This is a genomic window from Citrobacter sp. Cpo045, from assembly GCF_030332875.1.
GTDB classification, from domain to species: domain Bacteria; phylum Pseudomonadota; class Gammaproteobacteria; order Enterobacterales; family Enterobacteriaceae; genus Citrobacter; species Citrobacter portucalensis.
This window is the reverse complement of record NZ_JAOWGZ010000073.1, coordinates 1-15,129: the sequence shown is the minus strand read 5'-3', so window position 1 is coordinate 15,129 and position 15,129 is coordinate 1. Positions and strand designations below refer to the sequence as shown.

At 50.9% G+C, this 15,129-nt stretch carries 26 protein-coding genes; 4 read left to right on the top strand and 22 right to left on the bottom strand.

Going from position 1 to position 15,129, the window contains the following annotated elements; translation table 11 throughout:
* Nucleotides 1-29: 29 nt before the first annotated feature.
* From OGY13_RS03530 to OGY13_RS03495, 8 genes are all read right to left on the bottom strand, one after another.
* Nucleotides 30-551, bottom strand: a complete 522-nt coding sequence (locus OGY13_RS03530) for a hypothetical protein (RefSeq protein ID WP_007372310.1) — start codon at nt 549-551, stop codon at nt 30-32.
* A gap of 455 nt (nt 552-1,006) precedes the next feature.
* Nucleotides 1,007-1,258 carry a hypothetical protein gene (locus tag OGY13_RS03525; protein WP_024196080.1) on the bottom strand — a complete coding sequence of 84 codons (252 nt, stop codon included), beginning with the start codon at nt 1,256-1,258 and terminating at the stop codon, nt 1,007-1,009.
* Between the two features lie 421 nt (nt 1,259-1,679).
* A complete protein-coding gene (locus tag OGY13_RS03520; protein WP_007372307.1) occupies nt 1,680-2,522 on the bottom strand; it encodes an HNH endonuclease signature motif containing protein in 843 nt (280 codons plus the stop codon).
* Nucleotides 2,523-3,089: 567 nt separating this feature from the next.
* Entirely contained in the window at nt 3,090-3,254 is a 165-nt protein-coding gene (locus tag OGY13_RS03515) for a hypothetical protein (RefSeq protein WP_007372306.1), read from the bottom strand.
* Nucleotides 3,255-3,540: 286 nt separating this feature from the next.
* Nucleotides 3,541-3,984: a hypothetical protein gene (locus OGY13_RS03510; RefSeq protein WP_007372305.1), complete on the bottom strand. Its 444-nt coding sequence runs from the start codon at nt 3,982-3,984 to the stop codon at nt 3,541-3,543.
* Between the two features lie 59 nt (nt 3,985-4,043).
* Nucleotides 4,044-4,322 (bottom strand): hypothetical protein, encoded by a 279-nt coding sequence (locus OGY13_RS03505; protein WP_007372304.1) that lies wholly within the window; start codon nt 4,320-4,322, stop codon nt 4,044-4,046.
* Nucleotides 4,294-5,136, bottom strand: coding sequence for a hypothetical protein (locus OGY13_RS03500; protein ID WP_007372303.1), 843 nt, complete (start codon nt 5,134-5,136; stop codon nt 4,294-4,296). Before OGY13_RS03500 ends, OGY13_RS03505 begins: the two co-directional genes overlap by 29 nt.
* Nucleotides 5,137-5,177: 41 nt before the next feature.
* Nucleotides 5,178-5,495, bottom strand: coding sequence for a hypothetical protein (locus OGY13_RS03495; RefSeq protein ID WP_016241555.1), 318 nt, complete (start codon nt 5,493-5,495; stop codon nt 5,178-5,180).
* Between the two features lie 154 nt (nt 5,496-5,649).
* On the opposite strand from OGY13_RS03495, the gene OGY13_RS03490 reads away from it, so the two are divergent.
* Genes OGY13_RS03490 through OGY13_RS03480 form a run of 3 tightly spaced genes read left to right on the top strand, consistent with a single transcriptional unit; the run spans nt 5,650 to nt 6,819 of the window.
* Nucleotides 5,650-6,090, top strand: a complete 441-nt coding sequence (locus OGY13_RS03490; RefSeq protein ID WP_007372301.1) for an Xre family toxin-antitoxin system antitoxin — start codon at nt 5,650-5,652, stop codon at nt 6,088-6,090.
* Nucleotides 6,087-6,545: an RES family NAD+ phosphorylase gene (locus OGY13_RS03485; RefSeq protein ID WP_008786589.1), complete on the top strand. Its 459-nt coding sequence runs from the start codon at nt 6,087-6,089 to the stop codon at nt 6,543-6,545. Before OGY13_RS03490 ends, OGY13_RS03485 begins: the two co-directional genes overlap by 4 nt.
* Before the next feature lie 43 nt (nt 6,546-6,588).
* Nucleotides 6,589-6,819, top strand: a complete 231-nt coding sequence (locus OGY13_RS03480; protein WP_007372299.1) for a hypothetical protein — start codon at nt 6,589-6,591, stop codon at nt 6,817-6,819.
* Between the two features lie 67 nt (nt 6,820-6,886).
* Here OGY13_RS03480 and OGY13_RS03475 read toward each other — a convergent pair whose 3' ends face one another.
* The 4 genes from OGY13_RS03475 to OGY13_RS03460 all read right to left on the bottom strand — a co-directional run bounded on the left by OGY13_RS03475 (nt 6,887) and on the right by OGY13_RS03460 (nt 8,819).
* On the bottom strand, nt 6,887-7,153 hold the full coding sequence (locus tag OGY13_RS03475; protein WP_007372298.1) for a hypothetical protein: 267 nt from the start codon (nt 7,151-7,153) through the stop codon (nt 6,887-6,889).
* Nucleotides 7,154-7,202: 49 nt separating this feature from the next.
* Nucleotides 7,203-7,757: a hypothetical protein gene (locus tag OGY13_RS03470; RefSeq protein ID WP_007372297.1), complete on the bottom strand. Its 555-nt coding sequence runs from the start codon at nt 7,755-7,757 to the stop codon at nt 7,203-7,205.
* A 158-nt stretch (nt 7,758-7,915) separates the two neighbouring features.
* The gene (locus OGY13_RS03465) at nt 7,916-8,257 is read right to left on the bottom strand and encodes a hypothetical protein (RefSeq protein ID WP_007372296.1); all 342 of its coding nucleotides are present in this window, start codon (nt 8,255-8,257) and stop codon (nt 7,916-7,918) included.
* Between the two features lie 118 nt (nt 8,258-8,375).
* Complete coding sequence (locus OGY13_RS03460; RefSeq protein WP_007372295.1) at nt 8,376-8,819, bottom strand: hypothetical protein; 444 nt, start codon at nt 8,817-8,819, stop codon at nt 8,376-8,378.
* 237 nt (nt 8,820-9,056) lie between these two features.
* On the opposite strand from OGY13_RS03460, the gene OGY13_RS03455 reads away from it, so the two are divergent.
* A complete protein-coding gene (locus OGY13_RS03455; protein ID WP_286637536.1) occupies nt 9,057-9,395 on the top strand; it encodes a hypothetical protein in 339 nt (112 codons plus the stop codon).
* 362 nt (nt 9,396-9,757) lie between these two features.
* On the opposite strand, the gene OGY13_RS03450 is transcribed toward OGY13_RS03455, so the two are convergent.
* The 10 genes from OGY13_RS03450 to OGY13_RS03405 form a co-directional block, all read right to left on the bottom strand.
* Nucleotides 9,758-10,084, bottom strand: a complete 327-nt coding sequence (locus OGY13_RS03450) for a hypothetical protein (protein WP_007372293.1) — start codon at nt 10,082-10,084, stop codon at nt 9,758-9,760.
* 83 nt (nt 10,085-10,167) lie between these two features.
* Complete coding sequence (locus tag OGY13_RS03445) at nt 10,168-10,566, bottom strand: hypothetical protein (protein ID WP_007372292.1); 399 nt, start codon at nt 10,564-10,566, stop codon at nt 10,168-10,170.
* A gap of 10 nt (nt 10,567-10,576) precedes the next feature.
* Nucleotides 10,577-10,864 (bottom strand): glutaredoxin family protein, encoded by a 288-nt coding sequence (locus OGY13_RS03440; RefSeq protein ID WP_016241556.1) that lies wholly within the window; start codon nt 10,862-10,864, stop codon nt 10,577-10,579.
* Between the two features lie 301 nt (nt 10,865-11,165).
* Nucleotides 11,166-11,636, bottom strand: coding sequence for an HAD domain-containing protein (locus tag OGY13_RS03435; RefSeq protein ID WP_007372290.1), 471 nt, complete (start codon nt 11,634-11,636; stop codon nt 11,166-11,168).
* A gap of 82 nt (nt 11,637-11,718) precedes the next feature.
* Complete coding sequence (locus OGY13_RS03430; RefSeq protein WP_007372289.1) at nt 11,719-12,336, bottom strand: hypothetical protein; 618 nt, start codon at nt 12,334-12,336, stop codon at nt 11,719-11,721.
* Between the two features lie 69 nt (nt 12,337-12,405).
* Nucleotides 12,406-12,960 (bottom strand): hypothetical protein, encoded by a 555-nt coding sequence (locus OGY13_RS03425; protein ID WP_007372288.1) that lies wholly within the window; start codon nt 12,958-12,960, stop codon nt 12,406-12,408.
* Between the two features lie 154 nt (nt 12,961-13,114).
* A complete protein-coding gene (locus OGY13_RS03420) occupies nt 13,115-13,273 on the bottom strand; it encodes a hypothetical protein (protein WP_016241558.1) in 159 nt (52 codons plus the stop codon).
* A gap of 20 nt (nt 13,274-13,293) precedes the next feature.
* Nucleotides 13,294-13,602: a CcdB family protein gene (locus tag OGY13_RS03415; RefSeq protein ID WP_007372286.1), complete on the bottom strand. Its 309-nt coding sequence runs from the start codon at nt 13,600-13,602 to the stop codon at nt 13,294-13,296.
* Nucleotides 13,603-13,604: 2 nt separating this feature from the next.
* Nucleotides 13,605-13,844 (bottom strand): type II toxin-antitoxin system CcdA family antitoxin, encoded by a 240-nt coding sequence (locus OGY13_RS03410; RefSeq protein ID WP_007372285.1) that lies wholly within the window; start codon nt 13,842-13,844, stop codon nt 13,605-13,607.
* A 335-nt stretch (nt 13,845-14,179) separates the two neighbouring features.
* On the bottom strand, nt 14,180-15,129 hold a 950-nt coding region (locus tag OGY13_RS03405), incomplete at its 5' end, for an IS5 family transposase (RefSeq protein WP_152930459.1).

Below are 15,129 nucleotides of genomic sequence, written 5' to 3'. Positions count from 1 at the left end.
GAATTATCCAATTCTACCACGCTTGATGGTCAGGCGTATAAGTGCTTACTGTACAGCTCGAAAGCTTCATCATGTTCCAAATCGTCCAGGATAACGATATCAGGGCCATGTTCTTTTTTGATTTGTGCGATGTATGAAGCGTATTGAGCCTGGCTTTTGTAGCCCACTGTCCAAAGTCTACCTTCGCGTAAGACGCAGATTTTCTTGCGGTAAACCTTCTTGAAACTTGATTTAGTTTTCCGGTTACGCTCCTCGTCACTGACAAGCTGGTCGATTACTTCAATCAGGTTTGAGTCTATGAGAAATGGCTTGCCATTGTGTTCGCCAAGGCAGATTGGCAGAAGACCCTTCGCATATGATTCGGCCTGGCGGAACAGCTCTTTTTTTCCTGGTTCGAACAGTACGCGAGTTTCGCCACCATGCCCATCATTATCAGCTGTACCTATGCTCAGCCCGTCGAAGAGGACAGTAGCGTTAAAGCAGACTGTTTCCTGGCTCATGCCAGTATAGATTTTGAGGCCTTTCAATTTGATTCTTGTCTGAGTGTTCATTGTGTGTTCCCCGCTTTCTAATTGTGATTCTATTTTCAATCACCTTGAGCAGGTGACGAAGTGATACGGAGAAATAATTGTTGGGTCGCCTGATAGCCGGGCTGGTGGCAGCCGCAACCCTTAGTCAGTACTTCGGGATCGTAGTTCCGAAAAGCCACAACAGTCTCCACAGCGTTTTGGGGGTGTTAACCCCCATACGCTTTGAGACTTTGCCCTAGCGGGCCGCGAATTCGCCTAATCGCCCCGTGAGGGCTCTATTCGAATTTACATGCCGTGCCTGCTTCGCTTGAGAGCGAAGCTTTTGGACGGCGATTGCCCGCGTGGCGGGCAGACATTTTTACGTGCGCATTGCGCACGATTTTCTTCGGTTACATTACAGGGCTGGCTGGGGATTGGCTTATTGCAATATTCTACAACGAAGCTGGGAACGGCTGGCTGGAACGCGAAGATTTAAATCATACTCTATATCGACTGATATCAACGACGGTATCAGCGGGGTCTGTTGCCAGCTTACAGGTCACTTGACCTTCCTGATCCAGCATCAGTGTCGCGGTTAACGGTTCATTTTGAGCATCGATTACAGTGACATTCACGCGTAACCGTGTTGGAAGCATCATCAGAATTCGCGTAGGGCTCTCTGATAATGACACGTTTCTGGCTTGCAGAACCGCTAAAACACTCTTCATTAACTCTGCTTGGTCGATCATATAGTCACATGCCACTGGATGTATTGGGATGAAATCGTGCCTACCGCAGGGCTACACGAAAGATATAAATCAGTATGACATGCGGGCCGGACTCAAACCATCAATTACTGGAACCAGTCCGAAGATAGCGCTCTGGTTTTTATGCTGTTGAATTTACATAGTTGTTATTTAGTGAATTATTCGTACCTTATCATTCACTGATATCACTTAAATTCAAAGTGAACAGGAGAGGATTGGATTAAAAGTCCATAAAATGTGAATTAAAAGTGCGCTAGGAAATGCGATAAACTGATTGATTTGTTTTGATATGGTTTTTATGTGAATTATCGGTGAGTTACTTGTGTGCTACTTATCTCCATGCTGCTATGCCTTTCCAATAAATAGATTGGATAGGGCAGGGAGATGGAAGAGGGGAGAGGGCTTACTCCGCAGGTGATTTCACTTTAAATTCAAGCCATCTTGCCCCGAGCCTGTTTTTATCCAGATTGTAGAACAACGGTTTTATACAGACCCCTTCATACTCAGGGAACTCTATACCGCTGGCGAAGTGAATCTGTAGTGTATCAGGATCAATACCCATCATGTTTGTGTCAAACAGCCTGTGGAATGTTGGTGATAGCAAAATGCCGTTACTGGCGTTATAGCAGCCTGCTACGGATGTTGGTTCAATATGTGCTGCCTCCAGCACACCGTTGAGGTGTTTGCCCGATACCGCGCACAGGCTTCCGAAATTCTTATCCACCAACTCACGGAACTGAGACTGGACATGCACATCGCGAACGCTAACCTCTCGGCGGAAGCTCGGGGAGCGCATACGGATATCTGCATGGGGGAGGTGACCGCGTGGTAATGGCAATACAGCCGGTTGCTCATCCATTACTGGATTCTGCTCCTCGCAGTAGGTGTCCACGGACTCAATCAAACGGGATGTGTCATTACCAAATCGGCGAGTGAACCAGAGCCTGAAGTGAGCCAACCGTGATGCCGGAATTTTGTTACGTGCGTACTCCTGAGCATTCTCCTTTTCGATTTCAGTATTTAGTAAAGCCAGACGGGCCTGAGAAGCACGAATTTCTTCCTGGACTCTGAGATATCCTGCCAGTAGACAAACTTTGGATTCCTGATGTTCAGGCCGTCGCGGATAACCAGATCCTGTTTCAACCACGCCAAAGGCTTTGTACCGGAACATTCGGGGAAAAAGCGTTAATGCCACCCGGTTGTTACGACGAACGAGGGAACGAATCAGATTGGTTATCTTCCTCATGTTCTGAATAGTGCGGGGAGAAAAGAACGCGGCGTATTACCTCTGCTCTATCTATTCCCGACATTATCCCTCTGCGAATGACACCACGGAGGTGAGCATTATGTCTTGCCCCGCTTACTAGGCCGAACTCACGGGACAAACTGACATACTCTTTCAGGAGGTGATGCTTAGGGTCGGTAAACGCCTCTGGAGGAATCACCTGATATGCAACTGACGAAAGTATACGGAAAGTCAGTTCAGATGCTGTCCAGCCCTCACGCCGAAGCCGAATAATTGTTATAACGAGATCATCGATACCAGGCATATCCGGTTCGATATATAGGGACATCAGAGTGTCGTTCATTCCGGGAGGAAGGCTAGCAGAGTGTGACGGGTTGCTCATAGGGTAAGGTACTGATCGGACGTAGAAGAAGCGCTTATGTTACGGAATTCGCTCTGGTGGGTTTTAGCTCCAGTGGCGAACGCTGGAACTACGGGTAAAAAAATCCCCGGTTTACCGGGGAAGTTAACAACTACCTCCAGAAGGGTTGGAGGCAAAGCCGGTTGGGCGACCGGCCACAGGGAATGCTACGGCTTAATGCCGAGTACTACACCGCCATAGACCAGGTACATCACGATGGCGAACAGCATGAAGAAATGGGTTACCGGGTGCGCCAGCGCGGCTGCTGCCGCATTGCTTGCGCTGAGCTTCAGTGAGCCAAAAGAGTGATTACGAACAGCTTGTGCTTTCATGGGTCGCTCCTGATAACGGGTTACATGTTGTGGCTTCTGTATCCAGTATCTGGTGAGTGACTCAGGTGACGAAGAAAACCAGGGCATAAAAAGCCCTGTATTTTCAGAAAGATAATATCGGTTTCGTTTTGTGTTGTGCTTGCTATTCCGGGCATAAAAAAACCGCCTGGTGAACCAGACGGCTTTGGGATAAACAGGCTTTACACAGACAGGTCAGTGGATCATTTAAGTCACTTAACCCCCTTAATCGCCAGTGTATTGCCACCAGCAGTACGTGGTCTAACGCTTAAATATCGTAGCGACCTTCTTTGATTTGCTGGAGCTGTTCAGCCAGCACCTTCGCCAGTGGTTCGGCTTCTTCTTCATCATCAAGATTGTCGATGAGCGTCAGATTCGACTCACCCGCACGGCGGGCATAAACCCCATACGCTCGCTGGCCGGAGATATCGGTGACCGAAGTCTGAGAGTGATCGCAGATGATATTGCCGTGACGGTCTACCGGCCCGAAGCTGATGGCTTCATAATCCGCATCGTGGCCCAATGGTAAATCGCGCAAAACAAACAGGCGTAATGGGAGAACGTCGTACTCAGCACCACATTTTGCTGCCACATCCAGATCGTTAATTTCACGGAGAAAATCTTTCGCTACCACCGAGTCAGAATGCATCCGGTAAATGGTCGATGCGGCCCAGATTGCACCAGCATAAAATTGTGATTCTTCTTTTGTCATTTAGCACCTGCTCTTATTGTCATGGGTATGCCGGTCGAACGGTATCCCCGTGCAGACCGTCAGTAAACGGTTATTTCCTTTGCGCAGCAGTCGCATTGGTATTCGTTGATACCACCAGTTGCGACCCAGTTTATTGCGCCGCAGCGGCAACTCAACAGCTGGCGCATACCAGGAGCAAGTGCCCGCTCTGAAAACGACTCAACCGGGACTTCGCCCGGGTAGTAGTAACCTTTTATCAGCTTGCTGCGTGAATGCCCGTCAGTGTCGGTGTAATGCAGATACACCTTCCGGGTATAAATCATACCCGAGTCAGTGCCGAACTGCGTTTTCAGAAGCATACATATCCTCCAGACGCTGAATACATTGTTGTGCGGCCTTATCAAGTAGTTCAGCCGTGGGTTCATCATAGATGCCACGTACCAGCAGACCAAATATTTCCGGGTCTACAGACAAATCGTACATGCATACGCGAACGCCAAGCGCTGTACGTAGCGCATAGACATGGCGGTTAGGCTTTCCGCCGATACCGGTGACTGACGCGACATTTTCAAAATTACCAGGGTTAACCAGGTTAATCACGGGGCACGATATACACTCAGGGATCCGCTTCAGAGCCACAGCATCCAGATACAGGCTGTGGCCCACTTTCAGGTTTTTTGGCAACGCTTGCAACGGCATGGCTTCGAGGGCCAGATTTTCTTCAAGATGCAGGTTATCCGGCAAAGTGGTAATACGGGTGTTTGACAGCATCATACTGCCAGCTACTTTCAGCGTATCCGGCAGATAGGCGATATCAGTACACATGATGTCCAGAACGCGGCCCACCGTCAGATTTTCCGGCAGATACTTAAGACGTGAAGAATTCGCCATGAGCGTACCGGTAATGGTCAGGTTGTCAGGGAGAGATTCCAGCTCAGAGTAGCTGATAAACAGATTGCGGGCCACCAGCCCGGCAGGGATGCTATGAATGCCCGACAGAATGGTCAGGGTGTTCGTCACGGTCAGATTCGCGGGAATATAGTCGCAGGGAATTGCCGGATCTTCTGGCTCAAGCGTAAACCCGACACGAAGATCGCCTTCAACGATGATTCGTCCGTCCTGAAGGGTAAAGGCCACACCATTCGCTGCCAGTTTATCAATGAAGTCTGTCATATCGGTTTCCTTTTAATGGCCCGACGAGCCGGGCCGGAGGTTCAGAGTTTGCTGACAAAGTTCTGCTGCGTGAACAGGTACATATCGTCCTGCTCATTGAACATGCACAGATTTTCGAGGATGCGCTTTTCAATCCAGACGACCGGCTTTTCACGCATATCCTTCGCGAGCGAAAAGGTGTTTCGCAGCCGGGTAATGCGGTGCTGATCATTGATTGCCTGGTGAATTGCGGCCTTTGACGCTGCCGCCTGCTTTTTTACGTTGTTGCGGGCACACCATAATTCGCCACTAGCGGCTGATGCCCGCGCTGCTGGCTGACGTGAGGAGTCCAGTTGGTCATAACGTAAGAGATTCGGCATGATGCCCCCTGTCATAGTTTTGTCGTTATTGACCTATTATCTGGCAGGTGGGGCTGGTGACGAAGGGCGCTGAGGTTGTCTGATGGTTAAAAGATTGCCGTTAGTGTTCCATATGGTATAATTGAATTACCAAATGGGAGGGCTAGTTATGACGATGAAAGTTTTTTCTCCAGACGTTACCAAAACGAATCAGCACTGCTTATGGCAGGTTGCTGGGCTGGATAATGACGGTATCGCGCTGATGGATAAAATCAATCACGGTCTCGATGGCACAGTAGCTAAGCACATTTCTGAATGGGCTAACATCACGCCGTCTGAGCTGCGCAAAATGTCGGGTATACCTAATACGACGTTTAATCGTAGCATCAAAGACCGTTTCACTGCCGATCAGAGCGAACGTCTGGTGCGCATTATCCGCGTAATTGAACGCGCTGTAGAGCTGTTTGAAGGTGACAAAGAAGCGGCGCACAAATGGCTGAACGAAGCGAACCGTGGTCTGAGCTGGAAATCACCGGCAGAGCTTGTTTCTTCTGAGACAGGTGCGCTTGAAGTGATGCGCCTGATTACGCGTATTGAGCACGGGGTATACTCGTGATCCTTTACCGACTGACCAAGACCCGTTATCTGATGACTGCGTGGTCTGGTCTGGGTGCGAAAGAAACGGGGGGCCGCTGGAACAGCGTAGGCACTGCAATGGTCTACCTGTCTGAAACGGCCAGCCTTACCATGCTTGAAACGCTGGTACACATTCACGCGCCGCAGTTACTGGACGACTTTACACTGCTGAGTCTTGATGTACCGGATGATCAGATCCAGACCTTCGACATGAGCCGTCTCCCTGATAACTGGGCGAGTGAGGATGCTCCTGCTGAGCTGGCGCTCTACGGTGATAACTGGGCTGAAAGCGGTTCTTCTATCGCGCTGCGTATTCCAAGTGCGTTGTCTCCGGTTGAATTTAACTACTTGCTGAATCCGGCACACCCTGAACTCTTTGACCTGATGGCTACGGTTAAGAAAATTCCGTTCCGGTTTGATTCCCGCCTGAAATAACACACAGGCAACTCCCCGGCATTGACGAACTGAGGTGTCTCTGATGATTCAGAAAGCGAAAGTCGCTAAAGCGTTTATCTCTGTAATTGCCTTGTTCGCCTTTGTCTACTGGGGACTTGATCCCGATTCAATTTGTCAGGCAGTTGGTGACGCATCTCAAACCTGCGGTTACTCCGGCAAGAATGGCGATGCGAGTCTGGTTGGTTCCGTGTTTGCTCTGATGCTGACGGTGTTGGCGGGTGCGATGCTTTGGGCGTGGGTCAGGAAAGGCTAATCAGAACTCTTGCAACTCCCTCCGTGATGCCGGGTGACGCTCCTCACTGAGCGCCACCAGTCAGTCATTACAAACGGGTTGATGATTCAATCGCGGGCGGAAGGCTACTATTCAGCGCGTCGAACCCGCCAAATGCCCGGCCCTCTTTTGTCAGCACCAGATGCATCGGCGTTTCGTTGATATTACGGGCGATGTAATCGTTGATGAATGCCCGCGCCTGATCGGCATTTTTAACCTCTGCTGTTTCCGGCATGGAGTTATGGGAACGATTAAAGACGACAGAGACATAATTCCCTTCAATTCTTACCGGGCGAGTCGATACGGTGAGTTTCATGGTCATTTTCCTGTAGTGAGTGTTGTGTGTATTGGTGTTCTGCCACTATCTACTGCAACGTTGCGGCCACAGGGCGAAGAATTGCTATCGCCTTTGATAACGCCTGCCGCTCACCACCATCAAGGATTCTGACTGCTTCTACGCAAGCCGCTTCTGCTGTATCAGCACGTTCTACCAACGTCCTGACGGTATTTTCATATGATCCGCAATCAGGCTCCTGATTGCTGTCTTCGCTCAGCGTGTTCCATGACTCAGTGAGGTTAACTGCAACAGCGACCAATTGGTCAGTGCTGATATCACCTTTTACGCAACGGCAGGCCACTTCAGCGCCCAGACGTTCAGCAATGTCGTAGTACCAGACTCCCGGTTCTTCAGATGCCTGATACGCAGGTTCGCAGGCTTTACAGATCTGCTCTGCGGCATCCAACATCCAGTGAGCACATTCAATTTCGCCACCAGCCAGCGTTTCACAGATCATTGTCTGTACGCTGTCACAGTTGAAGGTGAGGGGGATAGGATTAGCCACTGATAATGCGGTCAGACGGGAGACTTCATGCTGGAAGCCCTGAAACATGAACATGGCGCAGATAGCTGGATTTAACATGGTAGACCCCTGTAGTTATGTGTGTTGTTCGTTTTGTTTACATAACCAGTTAACCACGCTCCCCGCAGGTGACGAAGGCTTTCGGGGCAGAAAATTCACAAAAAAAACCGACCATTAAGGCCGGTTATGATCTGGAGTATATGGGGCTGAAAACCGCGTTATGCCTTCACTTTCGCCATAAACAGCTGCATGGTTTCTTCAGCAAGCGGAGTGCCAACCTGCTCAAGAACATACTCCGCGACATGCGGGGTGAGAATGAAGTCGATAAACTCCGGCAAGGACATGCTGTTCAGGCTCGGTAGCTGTCTGGACAGTGCATTCTGGTAATTTTCCACTTCACCCAGTTTGCGCTCGGGCCAGCCCACCAGCTCAGGGTGCTTTTCCTTAAGTGCGAGGCCGCGCTCCGGGAAACTGTTACTGATGGGGTGTCTGGCGAGGGTGGGGATCAGGAGATTCGCCAGAAAATCCACTTTCTCGTAATCAAGACAGACAGAATTCATATAGGTTTACCTCTTGCCACTGGCTATGATGTTCGCTTGCTATCTGGAAAACTCTACCAAAGCGGCTGGCGATATCTCATTGAAAACGCCAGCAGAATGCGGTCATTTCCAGCAGGAGTTACCCCATCTGATAACTGTCATAAGATGCCCCGCAGGCTTCCACCAGCGCATCCAGATCACCGGTAAACTCTCTGGCCCGCTTCATCAATGCACGGTGTAATTCCGCTGGTGGAATGTCATCGCTACTCTTCGCCGGGTATTCAACACTGAACGCGATGGTAAACGCATGGCTATACCACGGCCCGGCATTCTGGTTTTCAAAGCGGGCCATCAGCTGGCTTTCGGTTGTATCGGTAGCAAATGTATCGAGGTGGACGACATCGACCGGCACGTTGAGTGCCCCGGCAGTGGTTGATGCCAGCTGCCGGGCTTCGTCTCCTCGCTCTGGTGGTGCGCAGTAGAGACATTTCCCGTTCAGTACCACCAGCGTCTGACCGTAGGTCGTACTGACGATACTCACGGTGTTAGCCGGTTGCGGGTGTGTGGTTGCAGTGTGCTGCATGGTGTTCTCCATTAGGTCACTCACATGGCAACCAGCTTACCCGGCACAATTCAGCTGACGAAATCAGGACGGACTGGTGTATATCGTTCGCAAAATAAAGATATTTTTTATCATCAGCACCGGTAGTTACGGGGCAAATTGCAGGTATCCGGTACAATGGTGATATGAAGGGCATTACATGCAGAATCGTGTGGCCCGGCAGACGGATACCGAATATCAGCAGAAGGAACCAGGACAATGCAGGAACTCGACTTTGACCATATCCAGATAAACCTGAACCCGCGAGCGTGTGCTGTCACACCTATCCCGGAAGACCTGAAAAGGGAGCTGGCTTATCTGGCCGCTATCGCAGAGAGAAAGAAATTCGCGGCAAGCCTGATTGTTAATCTCTACAACCCGGACGTTTGCGGGGCGAATATGTACAAACTCACGGCCTATTGCCGTAACGAGTCATGCGATACCCTTCGCGATGGCATGATGACCCTGATACAGCTTTGTGCATACATGGAGTCACATGAGATCTATGGCGAGACGTTTGTCAAAAAGCTGATTAAACAATGGGAGTTTCGTAAGTAGTCTGCTGCTTCAAAATACCTTTCTGACAGGGCGCTATGTGCGCCCTTTTATTTTAAAAAAACGGGAAGGTCTTGCCCGGGTATTACCTGCTATTTTCAACTACCAAACCACAACGGCAGAAGAAAATTGACCAGTCGAAGCAATTCGACCAGGAGTTCGACATACAGGAAATGGAAATCTTTCATAACAGTCTCTTCATATAATTGGCTCGACAAAATCGTTGCATCACGACGATCGCAGGTGTGAGGTTTGTTTTCTTCGTGGGGGTTGTCAGCTATCACGACATTGAGGCAGGCAAGCGCAGGTGTCACAGTTTCGGGTATATTTTATGCTGGTGGGGTGACCACCAGCTGCGGGTATAGTTACTTAATGGTTTTCAGGAGGGTGAACTTGGTTTTGCACCGGGTGCATTGCGCTTTCAGAGACCCGGAGCGCACCTGTTTCAGTTTCCCGGCGCACTGGGTACAGGCTACGTCCTTCACACGTTGTGCCATTCGCTCATCCACAGCGAGTGTTTTGGTCGGGTTATGCTTACGCTTGGGAGCCTTCAAAAGCCCCAGCGCCCGCAACGTGGCTTTGTACTCCCGGGTGATCCATTGACCGTCGCGCTCATAGTGCAGGCCATCCCCCATCATATCGCCAAGCTGTATCAGCCGCTGATGCAGCACTTTTTCTTCTTCAGGACTCATATACCGTGCTCTCTTTAAATTATTGAGACGGAACCGAGCCGATTGATACCTCATATGAGGCCACCAGCGTCTTTACTGGCGTTTCAACGAAGCTGACGCTCTGCTGAGTAGAGTCGAATGAGAATCGCGTCCAGCGCCCCACAGAGCGCGATCCTGAAGCTTTCGCTATGACCGTCCCGTTCGCGCATCTCCAGAAGGGCATCCAGCTCGTTATCGTCAATCGGCAGTGGCCCGGAACAGAAGGTTTTCACCATGTCAGAGGTGTCAGGGTTTATACCTGCAATGCGCAGGATATCGGGAACCTCAGACCGGTAGATCACCGGTCGGCCTGATGGCGGTGTCCACGTTATCGGCTCTATCTTCAGTTGCGGTAAGCCAGCACCGGCGAGGGCGTTATTCAGATCGTCTATAAGCACGACATCCGCTCCTGAAGGAGGATGTACGCCGAGGGCCGCAGGGATTTCGACAGAGATATTGTGCATGGCGTTTACCTCAGTGAAGGACGTGATTAACCAGCGACGGGGGGATATCGAGTGACCCGACACTCCAGCCATTGGCAGTTGTCGCAATAAGATCTGGCCGGAACCCACCCCAACCCGTCACACGGCCCGAATCGTTGACCACCACCACCAGCGGCGCACCGGTATTTTGTGTCAGGCGAACGAGATCTGCGTTGTCCACCAGCGGGATCTCATTCACGTCCACCCCAGCCAGAGAAAAGCGGGTAAGCGTCATGCGACATTTCGGACAATCAGGGGCAGTAAACACAGTAATTTTCATTGGGATAGCCTGGTGTATACGGGATATATTCATTATCCCAGCTTTCCGCTTCTGACGAAGCGTTGCGCGGGTAATCAGAGCGTAAGCAGGTAAGATATTGTTGGGGCCATCCTGCAACATCAGTTGCGCCAGTTGCCTGGCTATTCGTCGCTCTCTCCATTAGAGAAAATAAACCAAATAAGCAGAACGCCTCCGACCCACATTCCAACAAAGAGGCAAATACCGATCAGGTCATAGACGTATTGTGGGATTTCATTCATAACGCATCCTCATTAATAATTTGTATTCAGCCTTAAACCGGTCATTTCATTAACCGAATCCGGTCTATCAAAGCGCTACCCTGCGTTGCATTCAGCCCCTCGTGCCGGTGAGTCAGGAACAGGGCAGGGCAGTCAGTTGGAAAGAGTCGAGCGGTATCGTCCACGAAGGTGTAATGCTGTAGGCCGAACCGTTTAACGACCGCCATGCATTCGTGATAACGCACGTGGTTATTCACCAGCCCATCCAGATCGGGATTGAGTCCAGCAATCCGATCGCGTATACCCGCAGGGAAATGACTCAGCACCATCTCCCGGGGTACGCCGGTACGCCAGTTTGTGGAAAGGATAATTCCCGTCTGCGGGCATTGCGTCAGCACGTGATCCAGCACAGGCATAAACTCCAGTGACCCGTTTTCCGCCCGGTGGAGTACACCGTCGATGTCCAGGAAAATCCAGTGACGACGGGCATCTATTTCCAGCCAGAACTCGCCCGCAGAGCGCCGGGTCGACATACAATCTATATCGTCCTGACAGGTAAACCTGACTAACCACTTCTGTAATAATCGGAACATAGAGGCCTCTCGCGGTAGTTGACTATATGCAGAACCGGCAACCATCAAAATCATACGGATTCTGTTGCCATGAAATACGGCCACACCCGGGGCAATTCCAGCGAGTCAGCCCCTTTGACTGTCGGCGATTTTGGCGTTTCAGCCAGGCAGGCATCAGCAGACCGGCCCCCTGCGTCATTTTACGGCGGTCTATCCGCTCAACACTGAAGGTAGGGCGTTTTGCAGCGTCAGGGATGTGATGGGGTAACCAGACGACATCAGGTCTATCTGCCTGTGGTGAGTCAAAAACTCTGGCAAGGGAAAAATCCGTGGTAGTACCCGCATCAGCCAGCCAGAACAGATCGTTTCCGTCCCATTGGCCATTAACGAAGCCGACATATTTGGTGGCGCTTTCGGAGAGAATGGTTTTTCCCGGTACAAACTGATGATCAACATGAAACACGAGATGGCGGTCGACTGCATCGGCATCAACCGGCAGGTCAAACTCCCGTCCCGTATTCCATGCGCGTTGTGCTTCCTCGCGGGTGTAAACCCGGGCATTACGCTGATCGGTGCTGTAACCTCTGCCGTGATGGCTATGAAAAGCGGTATTGCTACCAACGGTGTCACGCAAGCTGACCAGATAAAAACGGTCTTTCATGAAACACTCCAGAGGATGATGGCAGGAAAATAGCCCGGCGCGGCGGATACCGACACCGGGGAGGAGGGGTTAGCTTTCGATTTTGCTGACGTTTACGGTGTCATCGTCGTTACGCTTTACACCCAGCATGGTATCGCCATCGACTTCGATAATGCCGTCAAAGTAGTCGGTCATTTCGTCATAGCTGACTTCATCAAGGTCATCCAGCCGGTAGGAAGAGCCATCCGGCAGAACAAACTGACCATCCAGCGTGGCAAGGTCATACGCCAGCGGGGTAACCGTGAAGTAATACTCATCGGTGAACCAGACCGCGCCAACCACCAGTGGGTGAGAAATGTGGAATTCGACGGTGTTATAGCCCTGCGCTGCGATTGCATCCAGCAAATCAATGAAGCCGGGCATCGTATCGCCATCCCAGCCATCAGCCGATAAGGAAGGCTTGAGGTTATCCCAGTCGCTCAGACTGAAAAACACTGTGCCCTCACCGTCATCGCTGATATGGGATGAAATGTACGTCGCGCTTGCTTTTGAAGCCATTGCAAACAGGAAGTCCTCATCGAGCACGTGTTTGAGGGAGGTTTTAAAAACCTTGTCAGTGCCTGCTGCCGGGATAATCGCTAACATGAAACACCTCAGTGGTTGTGTTGGTCTGTTTTTATTATCGAACGACTGAGTCTGCTGACGAAGGAAAAAAGGGGACAAAAAGAGGCTGTTTTCTCAATAAAATCAGAAAGATTGTGACGGCCCGAATTCAGATGAAACGGGCGCAGACGGGGGGTTATTTGCTGGCGGATTCGGCTTCGTAAATGACTTCGTCGGCCCAGTCTCGATCAAATCCCGGCATCACCGGTAATGCTGCAACGACATCGGTAGGGAGGGCATCAATATAATCGCGCATGGCTTTTGCCACTTCCAGCAGTTCATTTTGCTTCATCATTTTCTCGCTCATTATCTCTGTCAGAAACCATCCAGCAGGAAGTCCACCGCACTTTTGATAGTGTGCCGGAACGGAGATGCGTCCATGACCGCCTGACCGAGCTGCTTCACGCGGACTGAAGCCATTTCATGCGTCATCAGGATAACGTCATTCCCTTCCACCTGTATGACCGGAGTTAATCGCGCAACCGGGGCCGAGGCTCCTTTTTTAAGCCGATGAAGGGGGATCACCAGGCGGGTATTTAACTCGCCAATGATGTCGCTCTGTATATCCAGCAGGTAAGGGTATGCCTGGCTGTTGCCGGGATTGCGGTAAACGGTATATTGCATTATCAGAACGTCCTGTATTCGTCAGACAGTAACCCATGCTCTTCAGTGATGCGGTTCAACTCCTGAATACCAGCACGATTCTGTCGTTTCCATTCTTCCGCTGCACTGGCCTTCAGTTTGCTCTGAAGCGCTTCTGCCAGCGTGGCGGACAAGTTAATCCCAGCGTCTTTTGCCTGCTGTACGAGCATTGGCTCAAGGGTGACACTGACGGTTTTTTTCTGGCGAGCAGCTGTAGCCTGCATGTGTCCTCCAATAAAAAAGCACGTGTCGATTACACGTGCTTTAAGTATGCGCCCATTTTATCCCACCAGCAAATTTGTTTGCCTCCGAGAGAGTCTACTGCGTCAGTTCAGCAGGTCAGATGGCCTAGACCGCAGAGGCTACGTTTTTCCAATCATGATAAGCAACACACGCCTGTTTGGCAGGTTGGCTGCAACTTTAGCTGCTTTATCAATGCTTTGTGCTGTATACACTACCCCTCTTTCTTTCAGGTTCTCCGCGTTCTGACGCAGCGTTTCCTCGGCTTTGTTGAATAAATCAGATTTCGGGTAAGTCTCCCCCGTAGCGGGTTGTGTTTTCAGGCAATACGCACGCTTTCAGGCATACCTGCTTTCGTCATTTTGTTCAGCGCTCGTACCAGGGCCATAGCCTCCGCAACCTGACCATCGTAGTCACGCAGCGTCAGTGAACCCCCGAACAGCTGTTTTACCCGGTACATCGCCGTTTCCGCTATCGAGCGACGATTGTAATCTGTTGTCCATTTCCACCGCGCATTACTCCCGGTCATTCGCTGATTAGCCACTGCACGGTTACGGTCTGCATATTCACCGGGCCAGTAACCAGCACCTTTTCGGGGAGGGATAAGCGCGCTGATTTTCTTACGCCGCAGTTCATCGTGACATAGCCGGGTATCGTAAGCGCCATCGGCGGCGGCTGACCTGATTTTCCGGTGGGTTTGCCGGATTAACCCGGGGAAGGCCTCTGAGTCCGTAACGTTGTTCAGCGACAGGTCAGCGCAGATGATTTCATGTGTTTTACTGTCAACGGCGAGATGCAGCTTACGCCAGATACGGCGGCGTTCCTGGCCATGCTTTTTGACTTTCCACTCGCCTTCACCGAAGACCTTCAGCCCGGTGGAATCAATTACCAGGTGTGCGATTTCACCCCGGGTGGGCGTTTTGAAACTGACATTAACCGACTTTGCCCGCCTGCTGACACAGCTGTAATCCGGGCAGCGTAGCGGAACGTTCATCAGAGAAAAAATGGAATCAATAAAGCCCTGCGCAGCCCGCAGGGTCAGCCTGAATACGCGTTTAATGACCAGCACAGTCGTGATGGCAAGGTCAGAATAGCGCTGAGGTCTGCCTCGTGAAGAAGGTGTTGCTGACTCATACCAGGCCTGAATAGCTTCATCATCCAGCCAGAAAGTTATGGAGCCACGGTTGATGAGGGCTTTATTGTAGGTGGGCCAGTTGGTGATTTTGAACTTTTGCTTTGCCACGGAACGGTCTGCGTTGTCGGGAAGAT

Coding starts and splice junctions, on each gene's coding strand:
- OGY13_RS03530 (WP_007372310.1), bottom strand. CDS start 551: ATGAACACTCAGACAAGAATCAAATTGAAAGGCCTCAAAATCTATACT.
- OGY13_RS03525 (WP_024196080.1), bottom strand. CDS start 1,258: ATGATCGACCAAGCAGAGTTAATGAAGAGTGTTTTAGCGGTTCTGCAA.
- OGY13_RS03520 (WP_007372307.1), bottom strand. CDS start 2,522: ATGAGGAAGATAACCAATCTGATTCGTTCCCTCGTTCGTCGTAACAAC.
- OGY13_RS03515 (WP_007372306.1), bottom strand. CDS start 3,254: ATGAAAGCACAAGCTGTTCGTAATCACTCTTTTGGCTCACTGAAGCTC.
- OGY13_RS03510 (WP_007372305.1), bottom strand. CDS start 3,984: ATGACAAAAGAAGAATCACAATTTTATGCTGGTGCAATCTGGGCCGCA.
- OGY13_RS03505 (WP_007372304.1), bottom strand. CDS start 4,322: ATGCTTCTGAAAACGCAGTTCGGCACTGACTCGGGTATGATTTATACC.
- OGY13_RS03500 (WP_007372303.1), bottom strand. CDS start 5,136: ATGACAGACTTCATTGATAAACTGGCAGCGAATGGTGTGGCCTTTACC.
- OGY13_RS03495 (WP_016241555.1), bottom strand. CDS start 5,495: ATGCCGAATCTCTTACGTTATGACCAACTGGACTCCTCACGTCAGCCA.
- OGY13_RS03490 (WP_007372301.1), top strand. CDS start 5,650: ATGAAAGTTTTTTCTCCAGACGTTACCAAAACGAATCAGCACTGCTTA.
- OGY13_RS03480 (WP_007372299.1), top strand. CDS start 6,589: ATGATTCAGAAAGCGAAAGTCGCTAAAGCGTTTATCTCTGTAATTGCC.
- OGY13_RS03475 (WP_007372298.1), bottom strand. CDS start 7,153: ATGAAACTCACCGTATCGACTCGCCCGGTAAGAATTGAAGGGAATTAT.
- OGY13_RS03470 (WP_007372297.1), bottom strand. CDS start 7,757: ATGTTAAATCCAGCTATCTGCGCCATGTTCATGTTTCAGGGCTTCCAG.
- OGY13_RS03465 (WP_007372296.1), bottom strand. CDS start 8,257: ATGAATTCTGTCTGTCTTGATTACGAGAAAGTGGATTTTCTGGCGAAT.
- OGY13_RS03460 (WP_007372295.1), bottom strand. CDS start 8,819: ATGCAGCACACTGCAACCACACACCCGCAACCGGCTAACACCGTGAGT.
- OGY13_RS03455 (WP_286637536.1), top strand. CDS start 9,057: ATGCAGGAACTCGACTTTGACCATATCCAGATAAACCTGAACCCGCGA.
- OGY13_RS03450 (WP_007372293.1), bottom strand. CDS start 10,084: ATGAGTCCTGAAGAAGAAAAAGTGCTGCATCAGCGGCTGATACAGCTT.
- OGY13_RS03445 (WP_007372292.1), bottom strand. CDS start 10,566: ATGCACAATATCTCTGTCGAAATCCCTGCGGCCCTCGGCGTACATCCT.
- OGY13_RS03440 (WP_016241556.1), bottom strand. CDS start 10,864: ATGAAAATTACTGTGTTTACTGCCCCTGATTGTCCGAAATGTCGCATG.
- OGY13_RS03435 (WP_007372290.1), bottom strand. CDS start 11,636: ATGTCGACCCGGCGCTCTGCGGGCGAGTTCTGGCTGGAAATAGATGCC.
- OGY13_RS03430 (WP_007372289.1), bottom strand. CDS start 12,336: ATGAAAGACCGTTTTTATCTGGTCAGCTTGCGTGACACCGTTGGTAGC.
- OGY13_RS03425 (WP_007372288.1), bottom strand. CDS start 12,960: ATGTTAGCGATTATCCCGGCAGCAGGCACTGACAAGGTTTTTAAAACC.
- OGY13_RS03420 (WP_016241558.1), bottom strand. CDS start 13,273: ATGATGAAGCAAAATGAACTGCTGGAAGTGGCAAAAGCCATGCGCGAT.
- OGY13_RS03415 (WP_007372286.1), bottom strand. CDS start 13,602: ATGCAATATACCGTTTACCGCAATCCCGGCAACAGCCAGGCATACCCT.
- OGY13_RS03410 (WP_007372285.1), bottom strand. CDS start 13,844: ATGCAGGCTACAGCTGCTCGCCAGAAAAAAACCGTCAGTGTCACCCTT.